Annotated in this window: 18 protein-coding genes; 5 read left to right on the top strand and 13 right to left on the bottom strand. The window is 69.4% G+C overall.

Features of this window, described 5'->3' with window-relative positions; all coding sequences use genetic code 11:
* From ACF8LI_RS19775 to ACF8LI_RS19765, 3 genes are read right to left on the bottom strand one after another with little or no spacing between them, the layout of a single operon-like run.
* A complete protein-coding gene (locus ACF8LI_RS19775) occupies window positions 1-1215 on the bottom strand; it encodes an ABC transporter permease (protein ID WP_047219430.1) in 1215 nt (404 codons plus the stop codon).
* A 13-nt stretch (window positions 1216-1228) separates the two neighbouring features.
* Entirely contained in the window at window positions 1229-2278 is a 1050-nt protein-coding gene (locus tag ACF8LI_RS19770) for an HlyD family secretion protein (RefSeq protein ID WP_034367432.1), read from the bottom strand.
* The gene (locus ACF8LI_RS19765) at window positions 2275-3726 is read right to left on the bottom strand and encodes a TolC family protein (protein WP_154834009.1); all 1452 of its coding nucleotides are present in this window, start codon (window positions 3724-3726) and stop codon (window positions 2275-2277) included. Before ACF8LI_RS19765 ends, ACF8LI_RS19770 begins: the two co-directional genes overlap by 4 nt.
* A 283-nt stretch (window positions 3727-4009) precedes the next feature.
* On the opposite strand from ACF8LI_RS19765, the gene argA reads away from it, so the two are divergent.
* Window positions 4010-5356, top strand: coding sequence for an amino-acid N-acetyltransferase (gene argA, locus ACF8LI_RS19760; RefSeq protein WP_012206372.1), 1347 nt, complete (start codon window positions 4010-4012; stop codon window positions 5354-5356).
* 171 nt (window positions 5357-5527) lie between these two features.
* Here the strand turns inward: argA and bla are convergent, their stop codons facing one another.
* Entirely contained in the window at window positions 5528-6439 is a 912-nt protein-coding gene (gene bla, locus ACF8LI_RS19755; protein ID WP_392413978.1) for a class A beta-lactamase, read from the bottom strand.
* A gap of 109 nt (window positions 6440-6548) precedes the next feature.
* On the opposite strand from bla, the gene ACF8LI_RS19750 reads away from it, so the two are divergent.
* The 3 genes from ACF8LI_RS19750 to ACF8LI_RS19740 all read left to right on the top strand — a co-directional run bounded on the left by ACF8LI_RS19750 (window position 6549) and on the right by ACF8LI_RS19740 (window position 8925).
* Complete coding sequence (locus ACF8LI_RS19750; RefSeq protein WP_012206374.1) at window positions 6549-7406, top strand: LysR family transcriptional regulator; 858 nt, start codon at window positions 6549-6551, stop codon at window positions 7404-7406.
* A gap of 93 nt (window positions 7407-7499) precedes the next feature.
* Window positions 7500-8171 (top strand): glutathione S-transferase, encoded by a 672-nt coding sequence (locus ACF8LI_RS19745; RefSeq protein WP_392413977.1) that lies wholly within the window; start codon window positions 7500-7502, stop codon window positions 8169-8171.
* Window positions 8172-8277: 106 nt separating this feature from the next.
* Window positions 8278-8925 (top strand): LysE family translocator, encoded by a 648-nt coding sequence (locus tag ACF8LI_RS19740; RefSeq protein WP_016448251.1) that lies wholly within the window; start codon window positions 8278-8280, stop codon window positions 8923-8925.
* A gap of 35 nt (window positions 8926-8960) precedes the next feature.
* On the opposite strand, the gene ACF8LI_RS19735 is transcribed toward ACF8LI_RS19740, so the two are convergent.
* From ACF8LI_RS19735 to rpiB, 7 genes are all read right to left on the bottom strand, one after another.
* The gene (locus ACF8LI_RS19735) at window positions 8961-9917 is read right to left on the bottom strand and encodes a sugar-binding transcriptional regulator (RefSeq protein ID WP_392413976.1); all 957 of its coding nucleotides are present in this window, start codon (window positions 9915-9917) and stop codon (window positions 8961-8963) included.
* Window positions 9918-9962: 45 nt separating this feature from the next.
* Window positions 9963-11084: an alcohol dehydrogenase catalytic domain-containing protein gene (locus ACF8LI_RS19730; RefSeq protein ID WP_392413975.1), complete on the bottom strand. Its 1122-nt coding sequence runs from the start codon at window positions 11082-11084 to the stop codon at window positions 9963-9965.
* 48 nt (window positions 11085-11132) lie between these two features.
* Window positions 11133-12113 carry an ABC transporter permease gene (locus ACF8LI_RS19725; protein WP_392413974.1) on the bottom strand — a complete coding sequence of 327 codons (981 nt, stop codon included), beginning with the start codon at window positions 12111-12113 and terminating at the stop codon, window positions 11133-11135.
* Window positions 12114-12161: 48 nt separating this feature from the next.
* Entirely contained in the window at window positions 12162-12926 is a 765-nt protein-coding gene (locus ACF8LI_RS19720) for a GolD/DthD family dehydrogenase (RefSeq protein WP_392413973.1), read from the bottom strand.
* The gene (locus ACF8LI_RS19715; RefSeq protein ID WP_392413972.1) at window positions 12923-13978 is read right to left on the bottom strand and encodes a substrate-binding domain-containing protein; all 1056 of its coding nucleotides are present in this window, start codon (window positions 13976-13978) and stop codon (window positions 12923-12925) included. The genes ACF8LI_RS19720 and ACF8LI_RS19715 overlap by 4 nt, the downstream gene beginning before the upstream one ends.
* A gap of 63 nt (window positions 13979-14041) precedes the next feature.
* Window positions 14042-15544, bottom strand: coding sequence for a sugar ABC transporter ATP-binding protein (locus ACF8LI_RS19710; protein WP_392413971.1), 1503 nt, complete (start codon window positions 15542-15544; stop codon window positions 14042-14044).
* Window positions 15545-15546: 2 nt separating this feature from the next.
* On the bottom strand, window positions 15547-16020 hold the full coding sequence (gene rpiB / locus ACF8LI_RS19705) for a ribose 5-phosphate isomerase B (RefSeq protein ID WP_012206383.1): 474 nt from the start codon (window positions 16018-16020) through the stop codon (window positions 15547-15549).
* Window positions 16021-16314: 294 nt separating this feature from the next.
* Between rpiB and dhaL the strand changes: the two genes are divergently transcribed.
* Complete coding sequence (gene dhaL / locus ACF8LI_RS19700; RefSeq protein WP_392413970.1) at window positions 16315-18123, top strand: dihydroxyacetone kinase subunit DhaL; 1809 nt, start codon at window positions 16315-16317, stop codon at window positions 18121-18123.
* Between the two features lie 3 nt (window positions 18124-18126).
* Here dhaL and ACF8LI_RS19695 read toward each other — a convergent pair whose 3' ends face one another.
* Both ACF8LI_RS19695 and ACF8LI_RS19690 read right to left on the bottom strand, forming a co-directional pair.
* The gene (locus tag ACF8LI_RS19695) at window positions 18127-18633 is read right to left on the bottom strand and encodes a disulfide bond formation protein B (RefSeq protein WP_016453280.1); all 507 of its coding nucleotides are present in this window, start codon (window positions 18631-18633) and stop codon (window positions 18127-18129) included.
* 98 nt (window positions 18634-18731) lie between these two features.
* Complete coding sequence (locus ACF8LI_RS19690; RefSeq protein ID WP_016448258.1) at window positions 18732-19859, bottom strand: sulfate/molybdate ABC transporter ATP-binding protein; 1128 nt, start codon at window positions 19857-19859, stop codon at window positions 18732-18734.
* Between the last annotated feature and the right edge of the window lie 19 nt (window positions 19860-19878).

Below are 19878 nucleotides of genomic sequence, written 5' to 3'. Positions count from 1 at the left end.
TCAGCGCCCTCCCCATTTGTCGGGGCGGGAAAGGCCGCGCGCCAGGCCTGCCGTGGCCAGCAGCAGCAACACCAGCGCGGCCAGCAATAGCCCGGCCACCACGGGCAGGCTCTGCACGATGGGCGCGCCCATCTGCAGCTGCTCTATCTGCAGCCGCGCATAGTGGGTATAGGGCATGGACAGGGCCCAGGCACGTGCCGAATCCGGCATGGCCAGCAGCGGAAAACCCACGCCGCTGAACGCAAAGGCCGGCGCCGACAGCAGGCCCGCGCCCGAAAGCGCCGTGCGCAGCGACAGCGTGAGCGCCGCCAGCAGCGCCCCCGCCGCCAGGCTCACGGCGATCAGCAGCAGCAGGGCCAGCGCCACCCAGGCCAGGCTGGCAGCGCCCTGCCCCGGATGCCAGCCCCGTCCGGCCGTGAGCCACAGCATGGCCAGCGTACCGCCCAGGCCCAGGCTGGCCCAGGACAGCGCCAGCTTGCCCGCCAAGGCGCCCGCAATGGCGCTCCAGCCGGGCTTTCCCGGGCCCGCAGCCTCGGCCATCCACTGGCCCAGCGTGCGGTCGCGCAGCTCGCGCCCCACGGACCAGGCGCCGGCCGTCATGCCCAGGATGTGCAGCAGCGCGGGAATCAGCGCCGCCGCCAGGAACTGCTCGTAGTTGGTGGAGATGTTGAACAGCGACACCAGGTTGGTGCGTATGGGCTCCATGCGCACGCGCAGCGCCTGGGCCGGGTCGCCGCGCTTGGCACGGGCCTGCATTTCCACGCCGGCCGACAGCGTTCCCACCACCTGGCGCAGGTCGCGCTGGATCAGGCTGGAATGCGTGGCCAGCTGGGCGTTGTGCATGAGCACCACGTCGGCCCCCTGGCCCCGCTTGATGTCGCGCGCAAAGCCGGGCGGGATCTGCACCACGGCGTAGGCATTCATGGACTGCAGCGCCCATTGCGCCTCCGAGGCATTGAGCGCCTGCGACTGCACGGCCAGGCCCGGCGTGGCGTCCAGCATGCGCACCAGTTGGCGCGACAGGGCGCTGTGGTCCTGGTCCCAGACGGCGACGGGCAGGCGCTGGACCAGGCCTGCCGAGAAGATCCAGACCATGAGCAGCAGCGCCAGCAGCGGCACCCAGCTGACCATGGCCAGGTCCCAGGGCCGCCCGCGCAGCAGCCGCCATTCGCGCCGCAGGCTGGCGGCAAAGGCCGTGGGCGGGTTCGCGCTCACTGCCGCCGGCCGCTCAACGGCCGCCTTCCACGACCACGCTCATGCCGGGCCGCGCGCCTGCAATGGGCTGCTGCGGCCGCGCGCGGACCTCGAAGGTGCGCGCATCGAAGCCCTGGCCCGCACGCGTGGCGCGCCAGGTGGCGAAGTCGGGCAGCACACCCAGGTAGTAGACCTCGAAGCCGGCCTCGCGGTTGTCCAGGCCCGGCAGGCGGCCGGTGAAGCGGCTGCCCTGGGCAAAGCGTGCAAGCTGGTCCTCGCGCACATTGAGCACCACCCACTGGTCGGCCAGATCCACCACGGTGACCACGGCCACGCCCTGCGGAGACAGCTCGCCCTGGCGGGCCAGCACCTGGACCACCTCGCCGCCCACGGGGCTGCGCAGCTCGGTCTCGGCACGCGCGGCCTCCACCTCGGCGACCACGCCCTGCACCTGGCGTGCCTGGGCCTGGGCGGCACTGCGATCCTCCTGGCGCGCGCCCGAAGCCGCCATTTCATATTGCGCGCGCGCAGCCAGCGCCTGGTCGCGCGAGGCGCGCCAGTTGGCATCGGCTTCATCGCGTTTCTGGGCCGCAACCAGTCCCTGGTCGAACAGGCTTTGCACGCGGCGCAGCGAGGTCTGGGCCAGGTCGGCGGCCGTCTGGGCGCGCTGCCAGTTCAGGCGCGCCATCTGCACTTCCTGCGGGCGTGCGCCGGCCTGCGCCTTGTCGGCCTGGGCCTGGGCGGCATCGCGCGCGGCCTCGGCCTGGGCCAGCTTGGCGCGCACCTCGGGGCTGTCCATCTCCACCAGCAGATCGCCGGGCTGGATCTTCTGGCCTTCGGTGACCCGCACCTTGGCGATGCGCGCCGTGACCTTGGGCGCGATGTCGGTCTCGCGTGCCTCCATCTGGCCCTGGAAATACAGGGGGGCGGGCTGCGCCGCACGCCAAAAGCCCCAGGCCACAAGCAGCAGCACGGCCAGCACGATGGCCAGGGCCAGCCAGGGGCGCCTGCGCCCCGGCGGCACGGGCGCGGGGCCGGGTGTTTCGGGGGCGCTGCGGGGATGGTCGGGCGTGGCTGTGCTCATGGTGCGTCGGGTGGGATCTGTATGTCGGCCTGGGCCATGAATCGGTCGAATTCCTCGCTCTGGCCCGTGCTCTCCAGCAGTGCGGCCAGGGCCTGCACATACTGGTTGGCCAGTTCGGCACGCTGGGTCTGGACCTTGGCGAGATTGAGGCTGGCATCGATCAGGTCCAGCGTGGTGCTGGTGCCTTCCCGCAGGCCGGCCTCGCGCAGCCGCAGCAGCTCGCGCGCAAGATCCTCCTGGGCCTGCTGGGCCTGGTACTGGCGGCGTGCCTGCTCCACGCCCAGCCAGTTCTTTTCGACCAGCAGCGCGATGTCGCTGAGCGCCTGGGCTTGGGTCAGCTCGGCCTGCTCGATCTTGCGCTGCGAGGAGGCGGCCAGCGCATCGCGGTCGATGCTGTCCCACAGCGTCCAGCGCACAGCCACGCCTGCCACCCAGTTGGGCTTGCCGCTGGTGTTGACCTCGCGCGAACCGAAGGCCAGCAGCTGCGGCCGGCGCAGCGCCTCCTGGGCGTCGTGCAGGGACTCGGCCTGGCGCTTCTTGGCCTGCACCTTGTCCAGACCCGGATGGTGCGACTGGGCCGCGGTGACGAAGCCGTCCAGCGGCGGCAAAGGCCGGCTGCTGACGAACAGCGGCGTGCTGGGCAGCACCTGCCGCTGCGCCTTGACCGTGCGCGCCAGCGCCGCTGCGGCCAGGTCTGCGTCGTCGCGCGATTTGCGCGCCTGCTGCTCGGCGTCGGCCAGCGCGGCACGGGCCTGCAGGCGCTCCAGCCGGGAGATCACGCCCGCCTTGAGCATGCTTTGCGCGGCCGCGTCATGCACGCGCACGCCCTCAAGCGCACGCTCGCGCAGCCGTGCGGCCCGCTCGGCCAGCTGGGCGCCGAAGTAGCGCTGCACCAGCAGCGAATGCAGGGCGTGGCTGCTGCTGGCGGCATCGGCCAGGGCTTCGTCGGTGGCAGCGTCCAGGCCACTGCGCACCGCATCGGACAGGCCGCCCAGGTACAGCGGCCAGACCAGGGACAGGCTGGCCGAGGCATTCGTGCTCTTGCGCTGCAAGGCATAGGAGGTGGGCAGTTGCGGCAGCGAGGGAATGGCCGGCCCCACAGAGGGCGGCAGCTGGCCGAGGACGCCGTCCAGGGTGCGCCGCGCAGGATCGAGATCGATGTCGGCATTGGCCGAGTAGCGGTAGCCCAGGCCCGTGATGGCCACGGAAGGCCCGCCCAGCCCCTGCGTACCCTGGCGTCTGAGCCGCGCGCTTTCCACGGCCTTGGCCGAGGCGGCCAGTTGGTCGGAGCCCTGCAGCAGCGCCTGGCGGGCCTGCACGAAGCTCATCGCGGCGGCAGCCTGGGAGGCCGGAGCCTCCCCTGCAGCCTGGGCCGCCCCTGCGACCATGCCCAGCGCCGCCAGCCACGGCACAAGGCGCGCGGGCCGCGCAAGCAACGGAAAAAACATGGAAGCGCTCAATGGCATGAATGGGGGCGCCTTGCGTGGTTCACCGATGGTGGCGAAGCTTACACGGGCTTGCAGGCGGGCCCCCGTCGGACAAGGTCCTGTGCCTTGTGCCCCCGGCACTGTGCAGCAGGGCCGATTTGCGTGGCGTTCCATTCCATTTCTGTGCGCAGGTGCCGCGTCATGCCGCTACACTGGCGCCTGCCTGCGCGAGCATGTCCTGGCGGACCTGTCCGCAGGCCTTTTTTTTCTGCCCGGCATCGGCCCGATGCCCCGACTGACCACCATGTCCACCGTCTTCAACTTCACCTTCGTCCCCTGGTTCCGGTCCGTGGCTCCCTATATCCACAAGTTCCGACACCAGACCTTTGTGGTGGGACTGACGGGCGAGGCCATCGCATCGGGCAAGCTCAGCTCCATCGTCCAGGACCTGGCCATGATCCAGGCCATGGGCGTGAAGATCGTGCTGGTCCATGGCTTCCGTCCCCAGGTCAACGAACAGCTTGCCGCCAAGGGCCATGAGGCCCAGTACTCGCGCGGCGTGCGCATCACCGACTCCGTGGCGCTGGACTGCGCCCAGGAAGCCGCCGGCCAGCTGCGCTACGAGATCGAGGCTGCCTTCAGCCAAGGCCTGCCCAATACGCCCATGGCCGGCGCGCGGGTGCGGGTGATCTCGGGCAACTTCCTCACGGCGCGGCCCGTGGGCATCGTGGACGGCGTGGATTTCAAGCATTCGGGCCTGGTGCGCAAGGTCGATGTCAGCGGCATCCGCAGCGCCCTGGACATGGATGCCATGGTGCTGATGTCGCCCTTCGGCTTCTCGCCCACCGGCGAGGCCTTCAATCTGAGCATGGAAGAGGTGGCCACGCGCGTGGCCATCGAGCTGAAGGCCGACAAGCTGATCTTCATGACCGAGGTGCCGGGCATCCGCATGGACCCTACGGGCCCGGCCGACGAGACCAACCCCATCGACACCGAGCTGCCGCTGGCCACGGCCCGCCGCATGCTGGCCGAGCTGCCCACGCCCGAGCAGCCCACGGACACGGGCTTTTACCTGCAGCACTGCGTGCATGCCTGCGAGCACGGCGTGGAGCGCAGCCACATCCTGCCCTTCGCCATCGACGGCGCGCTGCTGCTGGAGATCTATGTGCACGACGGCATCGGCACCATGATCATCGACGAGAAGCTGGAGGAGCTGCGCGAGGCCACGCCCGACGACGTGGCCGGGATCATCCAGCTGATCGAGCCCTTCGAGAAGGACGGCACCCTGGTCAAGCGCAGCCGCACCGAGATCGAGCGCGACATCGCCCACTACACCATCATCGAACACGATGGCGTGATCTTCGGCTGCGCCGCGCTCTACCCCTATCCCAGCGCCAGGACGGCCGAGATGGCGGCCGTCACCGTCTCGCCCAAGAGCCAGGGCACGGGCGATGGCGAGAAGCTGCTCAAGCGCATAGAGCAGCGCGCCAAGGCCCAGGGCCTGGACAGCCTGTTCGTGCTGACCACGCGCACCATGCACTGGTTCATCAAGCGCGGCTTCCAGCCCGTGGACCCCGACTGGCTGCCCGAGGCTCGCAAGGCCAAGTACAACTGGGACCGCAAAAGTCAAGTCCTGGTCAAGAAGTTGTAACCCCCTGAGGCGCTGTGCGCCTTCCCCCTCACGAAGGGGACATACGGGCGGCCGGCGACACCCTCGGTGCGGGGGCGGCGCGGCCGGCCCAGGCCCTTCCTCGGTGTCTCTCGTCTTCAGGCCGCGCCAATTTTCTGAAATCGCCCAAATCAAGCGGCATGGTGGCGCAACTCAGCCTTGCACTGCTGCCTGCCAGCGTGCGGCCGCCTTGCCGGCCGCTGCCAGCGCCGCATCGCGCTGCGGCGCGTCGGCCGGGCATTCGGTGAGGTAGCCGGTCACCAGCAGCGGTGCGCTTTGCGGCGTGGGCCAGGCGATGACGGCATCGTTGGTCGTGCCGCGATCGCCGGTGCCCGTCTTTCCACCCACACGCCAGCCGGCCGGCATGCCCGCGCGCAGGCGCTTGTCGCCCGTGCGGCTGGCCACCAGCCACTGCTGCAGCAGGGCGCGGCCATGGCCGTCCAGCACCGATCCCAGCAGCAGGCGCTGCATGCTTTGCACCATGGCCAGCGGTGTGGTGGTGTCGCGCTCGTCACCGGGCAGGCCTTCGTTGAGCTCGGGCTCCATGCGGTCCAGGCGCGTGGTCTCGTCGCCGCTGGCGCGCAGCCACTGCGTCAGCGCCTGCGGGCCGCCGCTGGCGTCCAGCAGCAGGTTGGCGGCCGTGTTGTCGCTGAGCACCACGGCGGCCTCGCACAGCTCGGAGATGGTCATGCCGCCGCCGTCACCGGCACGCGGGCCGCTGGCCGGCGAGTAGGGAACCAGCCGGGAGCTGGCGTAGTGCACGCGGCGCGACAGGCGCTCATCGCCCTGCTGCACGCGGTCCAGTACCTGGGCGGCCAGCAGCAGCTTGAAGGTGCTGCACATGACAAAGCGCTCGTCGCCGCGGTGGTCCACGCTGGCGCCCGACTCCGCCTCCAGCACGGCCACACCGAGCCGGCCGCCCACACTTTTCTCGATGCGCGCCAGCTCGGTCCTGAAGGCCTGGTCGGCAGCCCCCTGTTTTTTTGATGGCAGGGCGCAGCCGGCCAGCCCGGCCGCCATCCAGGCGGCCGCGCCGCCTGTCATCAGAAAATCGCGTCTTTGCATTGTTTTTCCTTTTCAGTTGCAGATCGACAATCGCAACGATAGCGCCGCGCCCAATCTGCGACCAGCGTGAATAATTGGCAGCATCCCTTAGAAAAACTATTGGCTCACCATGCAACTGCCCCTCAATGCCCTGCGCATGTTCGACGCGGCCGCGCGCCATCTCAACCTGACGCGGGCGGCCGACGAGCTGTGCGTGACCCAGGCCGCCGTCAGCCAGCACATCCGCAACCTGGAGGAGCGCCTGGGCAAGCCGCTGTTCCGGCGCCTGCCGCGCGGCCTGGCGCTGACCGACGAAGGCCATGCGCTGTGGCCTGCCGTGGCCGAGAGCTTTGCGCGCATAGAGCATTCGCTGCAGCAGGTGGCCGAACCGCGCCCGCGCGAGGTCCTCACCGTGGGCGTGGTCGGCACCTTCGCCATCGGCTGGCTGATTCCCAGGCTGGGCCAGTTCCAGCAGCAGCACCCCTACATCGACCTGCGACTGCTCACGCACAACAACCGCGTGGACCTGGCCGGCGAAGGGCTGGATGCGGCCGTGCGCTTTGGCGACGGCGCCTGGCAGGGCACGCGCGCCGAGCTGCTGCTGCGCGCGCCGCTGACGCCCATGTGCACCCCGGCCCTGGCCCAGCGCCTGCGCCAGCCGGCCGACCTGGCCGGGCAGACGCTGCTGCGCTCGTACCGCCTGCAGGAGTGGGAGAGCTGGTTTGCCACGCTGGACCAGAGCGCGCCGCTGGCGCGCGGCGCCATGTTCGACTCCTCGCTGACGCTGGCCGAGGCGGCCGCCCAGGGCGCGGGCGTGGCCCTGCTGCCGGCGCGCATGTTCCAGCACCTGCTGCAGCAGGGCCGGCTGGTGCGCCCCTTCGAGCAGGAGGTGGACACGGGCGCCTACTGGCTGACCCACCTGCGCTCGCGCGCACCCAGCGCGGCGCTCAAGACCTTCAGGCAATGGCTGCTGGCGCAGCTGCAATAGCCACGGACGCCCGCGGCAAGACCCGCAGGCCGCCCGACTTTGGCCCCGGCGCTATCATCTGCCGCTTTTGGCCCCTAGCCCCGTTCCCGCTCCATGACCCAGACCCTGCCGGTTCTCTACTCGTTTCGCCGCTGCCCCTACGCCATTCGCGCCCGTCTGGCGCTGGCCCATGCCGGCCTGGCCTGCGAGCTGCGCGAAATCAACCTGCGCAACAAGCCGCAGGCGCTGCTCGATGCATCGCCCAAGGGCACGGTGCCCGTGCTGGTGCTGGAGGACGGCCGCGTGATCGAGCAGAGCCTGGATGTCATGCTGCACGCGCTGCGCGCCAATGTCCCGGATGGCTGGCTGGCACCGACCAGCGGCTCGCTGCAGGACATGCTGGCGCTGATCGAGCGCAACGACGGCTTTTTCAAGCACGCCCTGGACCGCTGCAAGTACCCCGAGCGCTATACGGCCGAAGAGGTCAACCACGCCCAGGCCGATGCCCTGACCTGGCTGGCCGAGCTGGACGACCAGCTGGAGGCCACCGGCTACCTGTTCGGGCAGAACCCCAGCCTGGCCGACATGGCGCTGCGCCCCTTCGTGCGCCAGTACGCGCGCATCGACGAGTCGCAATGGAACGAGCAGCCCTGGCCGCATCTGCAGGCCTGGCTGCAGCGCTGGATCGATTCGGCCCTGTTCGCCGAAGTGATGGAAACCTACCCGGGCTGGGTGCCCGGCACGCGCGGCCCGGTCTTTGCCGCCGGTGGCGTGGGCAGCGACTGACGCCTGCCCGCCCCGTGTGCCCCGCCCCGGGTCGGCAAGGGCTGCGCAAGGCAGGCAAAACTGGCACAGTGGCAGGCTGTTGCCAACCGCCTGAGCCTTCGCCGACATGACCCTCGCCACCCTGCTCGTCTTCTCCCTGGTCGCGCTGATCGCGATCATCACCCCCGGTCCCACCGTGCTGCTGGCCCTGGCCAATGGCTCGCGCCACGGCGTGCGCCGCGCCCTGCCGGGCATGCTGGGCGCCGTGCTGTCGGACTTCGTGCTGGTCGGCGCGGTCGCGCTGGGCCTGGGCGCGCTGCTGGCGGCCTCGGAGTTCTGGTTCTCGGTGGTCAAGTGGGCGGGAGCGGCCTACCTGGCCTGGCTGGGCCTGCGCATGCTGCGCAGCCAGGGCGGATCGCTGTCGGCACCCCAGGGTGGCGGCAAGGCAGAGACTGGCGCCGACGGCTACAGCGCCCGCACCGTGCTGCTCAAGTCGTTCCTGGTCGCCGTGACCAATCCCAAGGGCTACCTGTTCTGCTCGGCCCTGCTGCCCCAGTTCATCGACCCGGCGGCCGCCCAGGCGCCGCAGTACATCGCCATTGCGCTGGTGTTCGCGCTCATCGATTTCCTGGTGATGCTGGCCTATGCCTTCGCCGGATCACGCGCCGCGCGGCTGCTGCGCGGGCGGGCCGTGATGTGGCTGGACCGTCTGTGCGGCGGCATGCTGCTGGCGCTGGCAGGCTCGCTGGCCTTCTACCGCCGCGCGTCGAACTAGGCGCGCCGCCCAAGAGCCGCGCCTCCCCCGCTGCGTCAGTGCGTCGTCCCCATGACATCGTCCAGCTGCAGCACGGCAGCGGCGTTGGCCGTGGTGGTGGCCAGGGTATCGATGGCGCCGGTGCGCAGGGCGCCCAGGATGGCCGTGACCTTGCTGGATTCCGCCGCCACGGCGATGACGTTGGGTATGCGCAGCAGGTCCTCGCGGCTCAGGCCGATGACGCGGTCCTGCATGGGGGTTGCGGCCGGCTGGCCGTGGATGTCGATGAAGTCGTAGCCCATCATGTCGCCCACCGTGCCCGCGCGGCGGGCGTCCGAGATCTCCTGCGCGGAAAACCAGCCCATGCGGGCCATGTTGCTGTCCACGCTGACATCGCCCACGCCGATGAGGGCGATGTCGGCACGGCGCGCCTTGTCCAGGGTGTGCCTGACGGTGTCGTTGTCCAGCAGTGCCTTGCGCAGTTGCGGATCGCCCACCAGGGCCGGCGCATAGAGCGACTCGGACTTGCCGCCAAAGCGCGCGGCCAGGCGGCGCGCGATGTGGTCGGCGTTCATCGCCTCCCCGCCACGGTAGGAGCCGCCGATGGCGCTGACGAAGTGGCACTCCCGCCGTGTGGCGGACAGGGCGTGCTCGGAGACCGAGGACACGTTGCGCCCCATGCCCACGGCCACGATGGAGCCATCGACCAGGATGCGCTCCAGCTCGCTGGCCACCAGGCCTGCCAGCAGTTCGCGCTGCCGGTCGGCATCCTTGTGGTCCACCGCGATCAGTGCGCGCTTGATGTGAAAGCGCTCGGTCAGCTGCCGCTCCAGGTCGGCGGACACCAGCGAATGCGGCCGCACGCGGATCTCGACAATGCCCTCTTCCTGCGCGCGGCGCAGCAGCCGCCCGACGGTGGCGCGCGAGATGCCGAACTCCTTGGACAGTTGGTCCTGCGTGCATCCATCGACGTAGTAAAGGGTCGCCAGTCGCGTCAGGTCGCTTTCAGTCAAGGGTGCCTCCAAGGGTGCCGGGAAAGGCGCGCAGTGTAGCGCCGCTCACCGGGCCTCGCCAGCGTGGGGCAGCAGCAGGACCTTGACCGAGTCCATGGAATCGGCCACCCGGATGGCGCTCTCCCACTCCGACAGCGCATAGCGGTGGGTGACGATGCCCTCGGAGGTGACCAGGCCGCGCGCCAGCAGGTCGATGGCGATGGGGTAGCAATGGGCGCTGAGGTGGGCGCCGCGCAAGTCCAGCTCCTTTTCCTCGCCGATGATGGACCAGTCCACCGTGGTCTCGCGCCCGAAGACGCTGAACTCCACGAAGCGGCCGAGCTTGCGCACCAGGTCCAGCCCCTGCGTCACGCCCGAGGGCGCGCCCGTGGTCTCTACGTACACATCGCAGCCGTAGCCGTCGGTCAGTGCGTGCACGATGGCGCGGGCATCCTCGCGCGCGGGGTTGATGGTCACGTCGGCGCCGCAGCGGCGTGCCAGCGCCAGGCGCTGGTCCGACAGGTCCATGACCACCAGCCTGCGCGGCGTCTTCAGGCGCGCCACCTGGGCCATGAGCAGGCCCAGCGTGCCCGCGCCGGCGATGACCACCACATCATCGAGCTGGATGTCGCCGCGGTTGACGGCATGGATGGCGCAGGACAGCGGCTCGGTGATGGCCGCATCCTCGAAGGCCACGCTCTCGGGAATCCGGTGCACCACGGCGCGGGCGGACAGGCGCATGTACTCGGCCATGCCGCCATCGGCTACCTGGCCCTGGAAGCCGTAGACATCGTGCACCTCGCACATCCAGCGAAAGCCGGTCCTGCAATAGCGGCAGGCATGGCAGGGCACGATCTGCTCGGCGATCACCCGGTCACCCAGCTGCACGCCGTGGTGCTCCTGGGCACCCTCGCCCACTTGCACCACATGGCCCCAGAACTCGTGGCCCGCGATCACCGGCGGGCGCACATAGGCGGGGCGGCCTTTTTCCGGATCTCCCCAGAAGCGCAGCGCGCCAGCCCAGCATTTGCAGTCGCCCGCGCAAATGCCGCAGGAAGCCACGCGGATGACCAGCTCGCGCGGCCCGGCCTGCGGACGCGCGACGCGTTCGAGCCGGTAATCCCTGGGCCCGTGGCAGACCACGGCCAGCATGTTCGTATCGGCGGCGTCAGGCAGGGTGTTTTGCATGGAACTCTCCCGGATTGCAGATGGTGGACAGGACGTGGGCGCAGCGCTTCATGCCCTGCGGCGTGAACTGTCGAGCAGCACGGCGCCGACGATGATCACGCCCTTGATCAGTTGCTGGTAGTACGAGGACACGCCCAGCAGGTTCAGCCCGTTGTTGATCACGCCGATGAGCAGGGCGCCGACGACCGTGCCGCCCAGGCTGCCCGTGCCGCCCGACAGGCTGGTGCCGCCGATCACCACGGCCGCAATGGCGTCCAGCTCGTAGGACACGCCGGCCTGCGGCAGCGCCGCCGTGGTGCGCGATGCCAGCAAAATGCCGGCCAGCCCCGCGAGCAGGCCGCTGACCACATAGACCAGCAGCACGATGGCGCGGGTGTTGATGCCGCTGGTCTTGGCGCTGCGCAGGTTGCCGCCCACGGCGTAGATGTAGCGGCCATACACGGTGTAGCGCAGCACGAAGGCGAACACCGCGACGGCAACGGCAAAGATCACGATGGGCATGGGCACGGGGCCCAGCTGGCCGGCGCCGATGGCAAGAAAGCCGTCGGGCAGCTCGGACACCGGCATGCCGTCGTTGTAGATGTAGGTCAGGCCGCGCGCTGCACTGAGCATGCCCAGCGTGGCCACGAAGGGCGGCACCGCGAACCAGGCCACCAGCAGGCCGTTGACGCCGCCCAGCAGCATGCCCACGCCCAGCCCGGCGCCCACGCTCACCGCCAGCCCCTGGCCATCGGCCGCCAGCCAGGCGCCGACCATGCCGGCCAGCGCCAGGATGGCGCCCACCGACAGGTCGATGCCCGCCGTCAGCACTACGCACGTCATGCCGATGGCCAGGATGCCGTTGATGGAGGTCTGGCGCAGGATGTCGGCCCAGTTGCCCCAGGTCATGAAATGGGGGTTGGCCAGCGCCAGCGCCGCGCACAGCGCAACCAGCGCGATGACCACGCCGTAGCGCTCGCGCAGGCTGCGCAGGTCCGGCGCGCGCCGCCCCAAGAGCGGCGGCGAAGATGCGGCTTGAAGATTCGTCATGGAGAACTCCCGCGTTGATGGAAGAAAGGCGTGGGGCCGGCAGGCCGCTCACTGGATGGAGTAGCCCCCGTCGATGACGATGTTCTCGCCCGTCAGCATGCCGGCGTGCGTACCGGCCAGGAACACGGCCAGCCGCGCCACCTCCTCGGGCTGCGCAAAGCGGCCCGTGGGGATGAGTGCCCGCATGGCCTCCCCCACCTGCCCGGCCCAGGCCTGGCGGCCCAGCGGCGTGTCCACCACCGTCGGCGAGATGGCGTTGACGGTAATGCCGTCCGTCGCCCACTCCAGCGCCAGCACGCGCGTCAGCCCCACCAGGCCCGCCTTGCTGGCGCAATAGGCGGCATGGCGCCTGAGCGCGACCACGCTGGCCTGCGAGGCCAGGTTGATGATGCGTCCGTGGCGCTGGCGGCGCATGGCCGGTGCCACCGCCTGGGCCAGCAGCAGCGGCGCCGTGAGGTTGACGGCCAGCGTGCGCTCCCACGCCGCCTCGCTGATTTCGCCGGCCGGCTCCAGCAGCGCCACGCCGGCGCTGTTGACCAGGATGTCGATGCGGCCCGTGGCCTCCAGCACGGTGGCCACCGCCTGCTCCACGCCCGCAGGCCTGGTCACATCCACCGCCAGCGCCAGGTGGTGCCGGGGCTCCGCCAGGCTGGCAGCGGCCACGTCCAGTGCCTGCCGCTCCAGGTCCACCAGGACGACACGCGCACCGCCTTGGGCGAGCTGCCGGGCAATCGCCAGGCCGATGCCGCCCGCGCCGCCGGTGACCAGGGCCGTGCGGCCGTCGAAGTCCCGCTCCAGGCCGGCGGCGCTCATTTGCGCACCTTCTGCAAGAAGGCGTCGGCATTGGCGGGCACGATGGCGGTCCAGGGCACCTCGTAGGATTTGGCCGTGCCATCGCCCCAGGGCATGGCCTGGGCATACTCGCTCCATACCACCGAGCGCGGCCGGTAGGACGGGCCGACTAGCTGGCGCAGCAGCACATCCAGCGCGCCCTGCGCCTGGGCCTGGGCATCCTGGAAATTGGTGGTCATCTCGCCGCGCTTGACGGCCGTGATGGCGGCGGCCACGCCGTCCACGCCCACCACCGGGATGGTCTTGATATCGATGCCCTTGGTCTTGATGGCCTGCACCGCGCCCAGGGCCTCGTCGTCGTTCTGGGCGATCACGCCCTGGATCTGGCCCGGGAATGCGGTCAGCCAGTTCTCCATCAGTCCCATGGACTCGGCGCGCGACCAGTTGGCGGTCTTGCGCGCCAGCACCTTCACGTCCTTGTGGCGGGCCAGCACCTCGTCATTGCCGCGCGCCCGCTCGATCTGTGCCGACTGGCCTATGGGCCCTTCGATGACGACGATATTGCCCTTGCCGCCGATGGCCTTCATCAGCGCCTCGGCCTGCATGCGGCCGGCCACCACATCGTCATTGCCCACGTAGGAAGTCAGCACATCGCCCTGCACGCGCGTGTTGGAGCCCACCACGGGAATGCCGGCCTTCACCGCCTTGTGCACGGGCGCCGCACCCGCCTTCAGGTCAATGGGCACGAAGAGGATGCCGTCGTACTTCTGCGTGATCATGGCGTCGAACTGGTTGCTCTGCGTCAGCGCGTCGTAGTTGCCGTCGAACACGGTGATCTGCACCGTGCCGTCCTTCACGGCCGGATGCGCCTTCAGCTCCTTGGTCCACATCTGCATGAACTCGCCCTTGAGCCCATAGACGGCCGCGCCTATGCGGTAGGGCTTGGCCGGCGATGGCACTGGTGCTGGTGCCGACAGCGGGGCCGGAGCCTGGGCCCGGACCTGCGCTGCGGCCAGGAACAGCCCACCGACAAGCGCGGCTGCAAGCACGGTGGTGAAGCGGAAAAACGGCATGGTCATGTCTCCTGTGTGTTGTGAAAGGCAAGGGGAAAAACGCTGCACGGGCATCGCCCGGGCTCAGGACGCGAGGTGCATCAGCGCCTCCTGCGTGATGCCGTGGCCGGCCACCACGCGGTCAAGCCGGCCTTTGCGGAAGATGGCAATGCGGTCGCTCAGCTCCAGCAGTTCCGGCGCCTCGGAGGACACCACCACCACGGCATGGCCCTGCGCGGCCAGCGAGGCCAGGAAGGCGTACACCTCGCGCTTGGCGCCTTCGTCGATGCCGCGCGTGGGCTCGTCGCACAGCAGGCAGACGGGATTGGTGGCCATGCAACGGGCCAGCACCACCTTCTGCTGGTTGCCGCCGCTCAGGCCGGAGACCGGCATGGCAGGGCTGGCCAGCTTCACGCGCAGGCGCTGCAGCAGGCCGCCCACCAGCACGCGCTCTGCTGCGCCATCCACCACCCCGGCGCGCTGCAGGCCTGGCAGTGCGGGCAAGCTGGTGTTGAAGCGCACCGAGGAACTGATCACCAGCCCCGTGGCCTTGCGGTCCTCGGTCACCAGGGCCAGGCCCGCCTTGATCGACGCCGCCGGATTGCCGCGCGGCAGGGGCCGTCCGCCCAGGCTCGCCCGCCCCTGGTCGGCGCGCGTGAGGCCGTACAGGCAGTTGAGGAATTCGCTGCGGCCCGATCCCATCAGTCCGTAGATGCCCAGCACCTCGCCGGGGGCGACGTCCAGGCTGATGTCCTCGAACTCGCCCCGGCGCGTGAGCCCCTGCACCGACAGCAGCGGCTCGCCCGGCGCCGCAGCCCTGCGCTCGCTGGCGGCAGCGCGGACCTCCCGGCCCACGATGAGCTTCACCAGCTGCCGCCGGTCGATATCGGCCAGCGCGCCGGTCTGCACGAAGCCGCCATCGCGGAACACCGTGTAGCTGTCGGCAATGGTGAAGATCTCCGTCAGGCGGTGCGACACGTAGAGGATGCCGGCGCCCTGCGCGGTCACGCGGCGTATCGCGTCGAAGAGGATGGCGGTCTCGCTTTCGCCAATGGCCGAGGTGGGCTCGTCCATGATGATCAGCTCGCTTTGCCGGCTCAGGGCCTTGGCAATCTCCACCAGCTGGGTCTGCGCCAGGCTCAGGCGGCCCATCTGCGCGCGCGGATCGATATCGAAGCCCAGCTGCCTGAGCAGCGCATCCGCCTGCTCCAGCAGCGCGGCATGGCGGACCACCATGCCGGCGCGCCGGGGCTCGCGGCCCAGGAAGATGTTCTCGGCCACGCTCATGCCCGGGATGGGCGACAGCTCCTGCGTGATGATGGACAGGCGGTGCGCCAGCGCCTCATGCGGCGTGGCGAAATCCACCGGCCGGCCCTTGAGCAGTATCTCGCCGGCATCGCGTCGCAACAGGCCCATCACGATGTTCAGGAAGGTGGATTTGCCTGCGCCATTGCCGCCGCACAGCGCGTGCACGCTGCCGGCCTGCAGCTCAAGGCAGCCGTTGCGCAGCGCAGGCACGCCGCCAAAGCTCTTGGCCACGCCGCGCGCCTGCAGCAGTGCGGTGCCGGTGCTGGTGCCGGTGTCCATGGTCACGCGCCCTGCCCGCGCCCGGCCGCGGCGGCCTGCGAGCGTTCGAAGCCGGTGATGGCATCCACCTTCAGGGCCGAGCTGCCGCCATCGAAGCGCGATGCGAGGAAGCGGTCCACGATGGCCTTGGCCAGCTCCACCCCGATCACGCGCGAGCCCAGCGTGATGATCTGCGCGTCGTTGCTGCGGCTGGCGCGCTCGGCCGAATAGGTGTCATGGGCCTGCGCGGCGCGGATGCCTGCCACCTTGTTGGCGGCAATGGCCATACCGATGCCCGTGCCGCACAGGAGAACGCCGCGCTCATGGCGGCCCTGGACGATGGCCTGCGCCACCGCGATGCCGATGTCGGGGTAGAGCACCGGCTCGCCGTCATGCGTGCCGAAGTCGGCCACTTCGTGGCCCTGGGCCAGCAGATGCTGCTTCACGGCGTTCTTGAGGTCGCAGGCGGCTTCGTCGCAGCCGATGGCCAGCTTCATGGCATCCCCTTCATTACAAAAGACCATCACATGATCATTTGATCAATGTTTTACGAGAGTCTTCTCAATCGAAGAGCAGTTGTCAAACAACGATAGCTATGTGAGTCGGCAAGATGAATACGTAACCCGTTGAATTTTCTACAAAATTCATCAAATCCTATCGTTTTCCCTTGGCTATTGAATAGCCAAAAGGCATTGACATGCCAATTTCAACAAATCAAAAATGACCACTCAATGATCATATGAACAGTCTTCGGCACACCCGCCGGGACTGCACCTGGAGGAGACAACGGCATGACGACCAACCGCGTGATCAACGACCCCGACCGGGTGGTGGAGGACATGCTCCAGGGATGGATCGCCGCCCATGGCGACACCCTGCGCATCGACGCCGGCAATGCCCGCGTCGTGCGCCTGCATGGCGCGCCACGCAGGGGCAAGGTGGGCATCGTGACGGGCGGCGGGTCGGGCCACGAACCGGCCTTTCTGGGCTATGTGGGCGCAGGCCTGTGCGACGCCGCCGCCGTGGGCGAGGTCTTCTCGTCCCCCACGGCCAGAAGCTTCTACGACGCCATGCGCGCGGCCGATGGCGGCGCCGGCGTGGCCTGCCTGTATGGCAACTACGCAGGCGACAACATGAACGTGGCCATGGCCGTGCAGATGGCGGCAGCCGAAGGCATGGCGGTCAGGACCGTGGTGGCCAACGACGACGTGCCTTCTGCCGCGCGGGGCGACGAGGCCAGCCGCCGCGGCGTGGCCGGCGAGATCCTGATGTGGAAGGTGGCGGGCGCCCGGGCGGCCATGGGCGCCAGCCTCGACGAAGTCATCGCCATCGCCCGGCACGCCATGGCCCGCACGCGCAGCATCGGCATCGGCCTGTCGGCATGCACCATTCCCGCCGTGGGCAAGGCCAATTTCCATATCGAGCGCGGCAGCATGGAGGTGGGCATAGGCCACCATGGCGAGCCCGGCATGTCCGTGCACCGCACGGCCACGGCGGCCGATATGGCCGAGCGCATGCTGGACACCCTGCTGCCCGACCTGCCCTTCGCCCCGGGCGACCGCGTGGCCGTGCTGCTGTCCGGCCTGGGCGCCACGCCGCTGATGGAGCAGTACATCCTCTATGGCGAGGTCGCTCGGCGCCTGCAAGAACGCGGCATGCAGGTGGCCTTCCGGCTCGTGGGCAATCTCTTCACCTCGCTGGAGATGATGGGCATCACGCTCACGCTGATGCAGCTGGACGATGCGCTGGAAGCCTGCCTCAAAGCGCCCTGCCAGTCAGTCGCCCTGACCCTGGCCGGCGGGCTGCCGCCCCAGGCGCAGGAGGCCATTCCAACGCTGCCCTCTGCTCCGGCACGGACGCCGGCACAGGCGCAGGAACAGGCGCAGGAACAGGCACAAACCGCCCGCCCCCCAGCCGCAAGGCGCACCAGCAAAGGGCCGGCCATCGCGCTCGATGGCGCGGGCAGCATCGTGCGTGAACTGATCACGGCCATCGTCGACCACCGGGAGTTCCTGAGCGAGATCGACGGCCTGATCGGCGATGGCGACCACGGCATCAACATGGCCAAGGGCTTTTCCGGCTGCGGCGCACGGCTCGATGCCATGGACGCCAGCCAGGCGGCGCAGCTGCCTGCGGCGCTGCAGCAGCTGTCCCAGGCCTTGATGGACGATATCGGCGGCTCCATGGGCCCGCTGTACGGCAGCTTCTTCCAGGGCTTTGCCGATGTTCTTGGGCCGGAGCAGGAGATGGATGCCGCCCTGTTCGGCCAGGCGCTGGCGCGGGCCGTCGCCGATGTGCAGGAGATGGGCAAGGCCCGGGTGGGCGACAAGACCCTCATCGATACGCTGGCCCCGGCCCTGCAGGCCTACCGGCAATCGCTGCAGGCCGGCGCCGGTTTCCGCGAGGCGCTGCAGGCCATGGAGGCCGCGGCCGAGGCAGGCAAGGAATCCACGCGCCACCTGCAGGCCCGCATCGGGCGCTCGGCCCGGCTGGGGCCGCGCTCCATCGGCGTGCTGGACGCGGGCGCCACGTCCTGCTGGCTCATCCTGAGCACCCTGGCGCAGTCGCTGCAGCGGCGACTGGCGCAAGCCTCAGCCTAGGGCTCAGCGCCTGCGGGCAGCGCCGCGCACCAGCAGCACCAAGACGGCCACGCTCATGATGGCGAAGCAGATGAAGGACCAGTTGGCGATGGAGCCGCCCAGGAAGCTCCAGTCCACGGCAACGCAGTCACCCGAGCCACGGAAGATCATGGGCACGGCACGGCTGATGGAGTAGTTCTCGATCATTCCGTAGAAGTCGCGCCCGCAGGTGGCGAACTCGGGCGGATACCACTGCAGCCAGCTCTGGCGCGCGGCGACGAAGGCGCCAAAGCCTGCGGCGACCAGCGCCGCGATGCCCCAACCCATCAGCCAGCCGCGCCCGCCGCGTGCGCTGCCCAGGCCCGCGAAGATGGCCACGCCGATCAGCGCGTAGCGCTGCACGATGCACATCGGGCAGGGCTCCAGCCCGACCACATGCTGCAGATACATGCCGAAGGCCAGCATGGCCACGCAGGCCAGGCTGATGAGCGCCAGGATGCGGCGCGGAGCGTTGTCAAACCATTGAAGCATTCTTGTCTTTCGTCACCCGGTTGAATGAAATCAGGGCTGCGGCGCCGGCCCGGCGCTGCAGCCCTGTTCAGCGGGTGCAGGAAACCGTTGCCGCGCCGTCAGATGCCAGCCGCCTCGTCCAGGAACACCTTGGCGCGGCGCGGTGTCACCACCAGGGTTTCCCCCTCGCGCAGCGCCATGTCCCTGAACTGCTGCGCAGGAATCTGCGCCTCGATCAGGCCACCCTCTTCGGCATTGTCCGTGCTTTCGGTGCTCTCCGATGGAATAAGTTCCAGGCGCGCAATGGGCCCCACGACGATGGCGCGGGCCAGCTGCACGACGATGCCCGTGGGCCGTCCCTGGACGTCCAGGTTCTGTCCTGGCGAGTAGCGCTCCACCTCCAGATCGTGCGGGCGCACATAGGCGAAGGCCTTGCTGTCGCTGGCGCCCTTGGCGTCGTGGCTGTCCAGCTGGGTGCCGTCGTCCAGGTAGACGCGGCCATCGCTGGCGCGGCCCTTGAAGAGGTTGACGTCGCCCAGGAAGCCGTAGACGAAGGGCGTGGCCGGGTTGTCCCAGACCTGCTGGGGCGTGCCTTCCTGCTCGATGCGGCCCTGGTTGATGACGACCACGCGGTCGGCCACCTCCAGTGCCTCCTCCTGGTCGTGGGTCACGAAGATGGAGGTCACATGCAGCTCGTCATGCAGGTGGCGCAACCAGCGGCGCAACTCCTTGCGCACCTTGGCATCCAAGGCGCCGAAGGGCTCGTCGAGCAGCAGCACCTTGGGCTCCACCGCCAGGGCGCGGGCTAGCGCGATGCGCTGGCGCTGGCCGCCCGACAGCTGGGACGGAAAGCGGTCCGCGATCCAGTCCAGCTGCACCAGCTTGAGCAGGCTCATCACCTTGTCGCGGATCTGGGCTTCGCTGGGGCGCTGGCTGCGGGGTTTCACGCGCAGGCCGAAGGCCACGTTCTCGAACACCGTCATGTGGCGGAACAGCGCGTAGTGCTGGAACACGAATCCCACGTTGCGCTCGCGCACATGGACGTCGGTCGTGTCCTCGCCGCTGAAGTGGATGCTGCCCACGTCGGGCGTCTCCAGCCCCGCGATGATGCGCAGCAGCGTGGTCTTGCCGCAGCCCGAGGGGCCGAGCAGCGCGATGAGTTCGCCGGACTGGATGTCCAGGCTCACATCGCGCAGGGCCTGGAAATCGCCGAACTGCTTGCTGACGTTGCGTATTTCAATGCTCATGGTCTTGCTCTTGCTCTTT

Origin of the sequence: Delftia sp. WSY_12, from assembly GCF_043104645.1 — a bacterium.
GTDB classification, from domain to species: domain Bacteria; phylum Pseudomonadota; class Gammaproteobacteria; order Burkholderiales; family Burkholderiaceae_C; genus Comamonas; species Comamonas tsuruhatensis.
The sequence above is the reverse complement of the archived record's forward strand: the minus strand, read 5'-3'. Positions and strand labels throughout refer to the sequence as shown.

What these genes read in the sequence shown, in the direction of transcription:
- argA (WP_012206372.1), top strand. Translation starts at nt 4,010, where the DNA reads ATGTCCACCGTCTTCAACTTCACCTTCGTCCCCTGGTTCCGGTCCGTG.
- ACF8LI_RS19695 (WP_016453280.1), bottom strand. Translation starts at nt 18,633, where the DNA reads ATGCTTCAATGGTTTGACAACGCTCCGCGCCGCATCCTGGCGCTCATC.
- ACF8LI_RS19745 (WP_392413977.1), top strand. Translation starts at nt 7,500, where the DNA reads ATGACCCAGACCCTGCCGGTTCTCTACTCGTTTCGCCGCTGCCCCTAC.
- ACF8LI_RS19770 (WP_034367432.1), bottom strand. Translation starts at nt 2,278, where the DNA reads ATGAGCACAGCCACGCCCGACCATCCCCGCAGCGCCCCCGAAACACCC.
- ACF8LI_RS19765 (WP_154834009.1), bottom strand. Translation starts at nt 3,726, where the DNA reads ATGTTTTTTCCGTTGCTTGCGCGGCCCGCGCGCCTTGTGCCGTGGCTG.
- ACF8LI_RS19750 (WP_012206374.1), top strand. Translation starts at nt 6,549, where the DNA reads ATGCAACTGCCCCTCAATGCCCTGCGCATGTTCGACGCGGCCGCGCGC.
- ACF8LI_RS19690 (WP_016448258.1), bottom strand. Translation starts at nt 19,859, where the DNA reads ATGAGCATTGAAATACGCAACGTCAGCAAGCAGTTCGGCGATTTCCAG.
- ACF8LI_RS19720 (WP_392413973.1), bottom strand. Translation starts at nt 12,926, where the DNA reads ATGAGCGCCGCCGGCCTGGAGCGGGACTTCGACGGCCGCACGGCCCTG.
- rpiB (WP_012206383.1), bottom strand. Translation starts at nt 16,020, where the DNA reads ATGAAGCTGGCCATCGGCTGCGACGAAGCCGCCTGCGACCTCAAGAAC.
- ACF8LI_RS19715 (WP_392413972.1), bottom strand. Translation starts at nt 13,978, where the DNA reads ATGCCGTTTTTCCGCTTCACCACCGTGCTTGCAGCCGCGCTTGTCGGT.
- ACF8LI_RS19740 (WP_016448251.1), top strand. Translation starts at nt 8,278, where the DNA reads ATGACCCTCGCCACCCTGCTCGTCTTCTCCCTGGTCGCGCTGATCGCG.
- bla (WP_392413978.1), bottom strand. Translation starts at nt 6,439, where the DNA reads ATGCAAAGACGCGATTTTCTGATGACAGGCGGCGCGGCCGCCTGGATG.
- ACF8LI_RS19710 (WP_392413971.1), bottom strand. Translation starts at nt 15,544, where the DNA reads ATGGACACCGGCACCAGCACCGGCACCGCACTGCTGCAGGCGCGCGGC.
- ACF8LI_RS19725 (WP_392413974.1), bottom strand. Translation starts at nt 12,113, where the DNA reads ATGACGAATCTTCAAGCCGCATCTTCGCCGCCGCTCTTGGGGCGGCGC.
- dhaL (WP_392413970.1), top strand. Translation starts at nt 16,315, where the DNA reads ATGACGACCAACCGCGTGATCAACGACCCCGACCGGGTGGTGGAGGAC.
- ACF8LI_RS19730 (WP_392413975.1), bottom strand. Translation starts at nt 11,084, where the DNA reads ATGCAAAACACCCTGCCTGACGCCGCCGATACGAACATGCTGGCCGTG.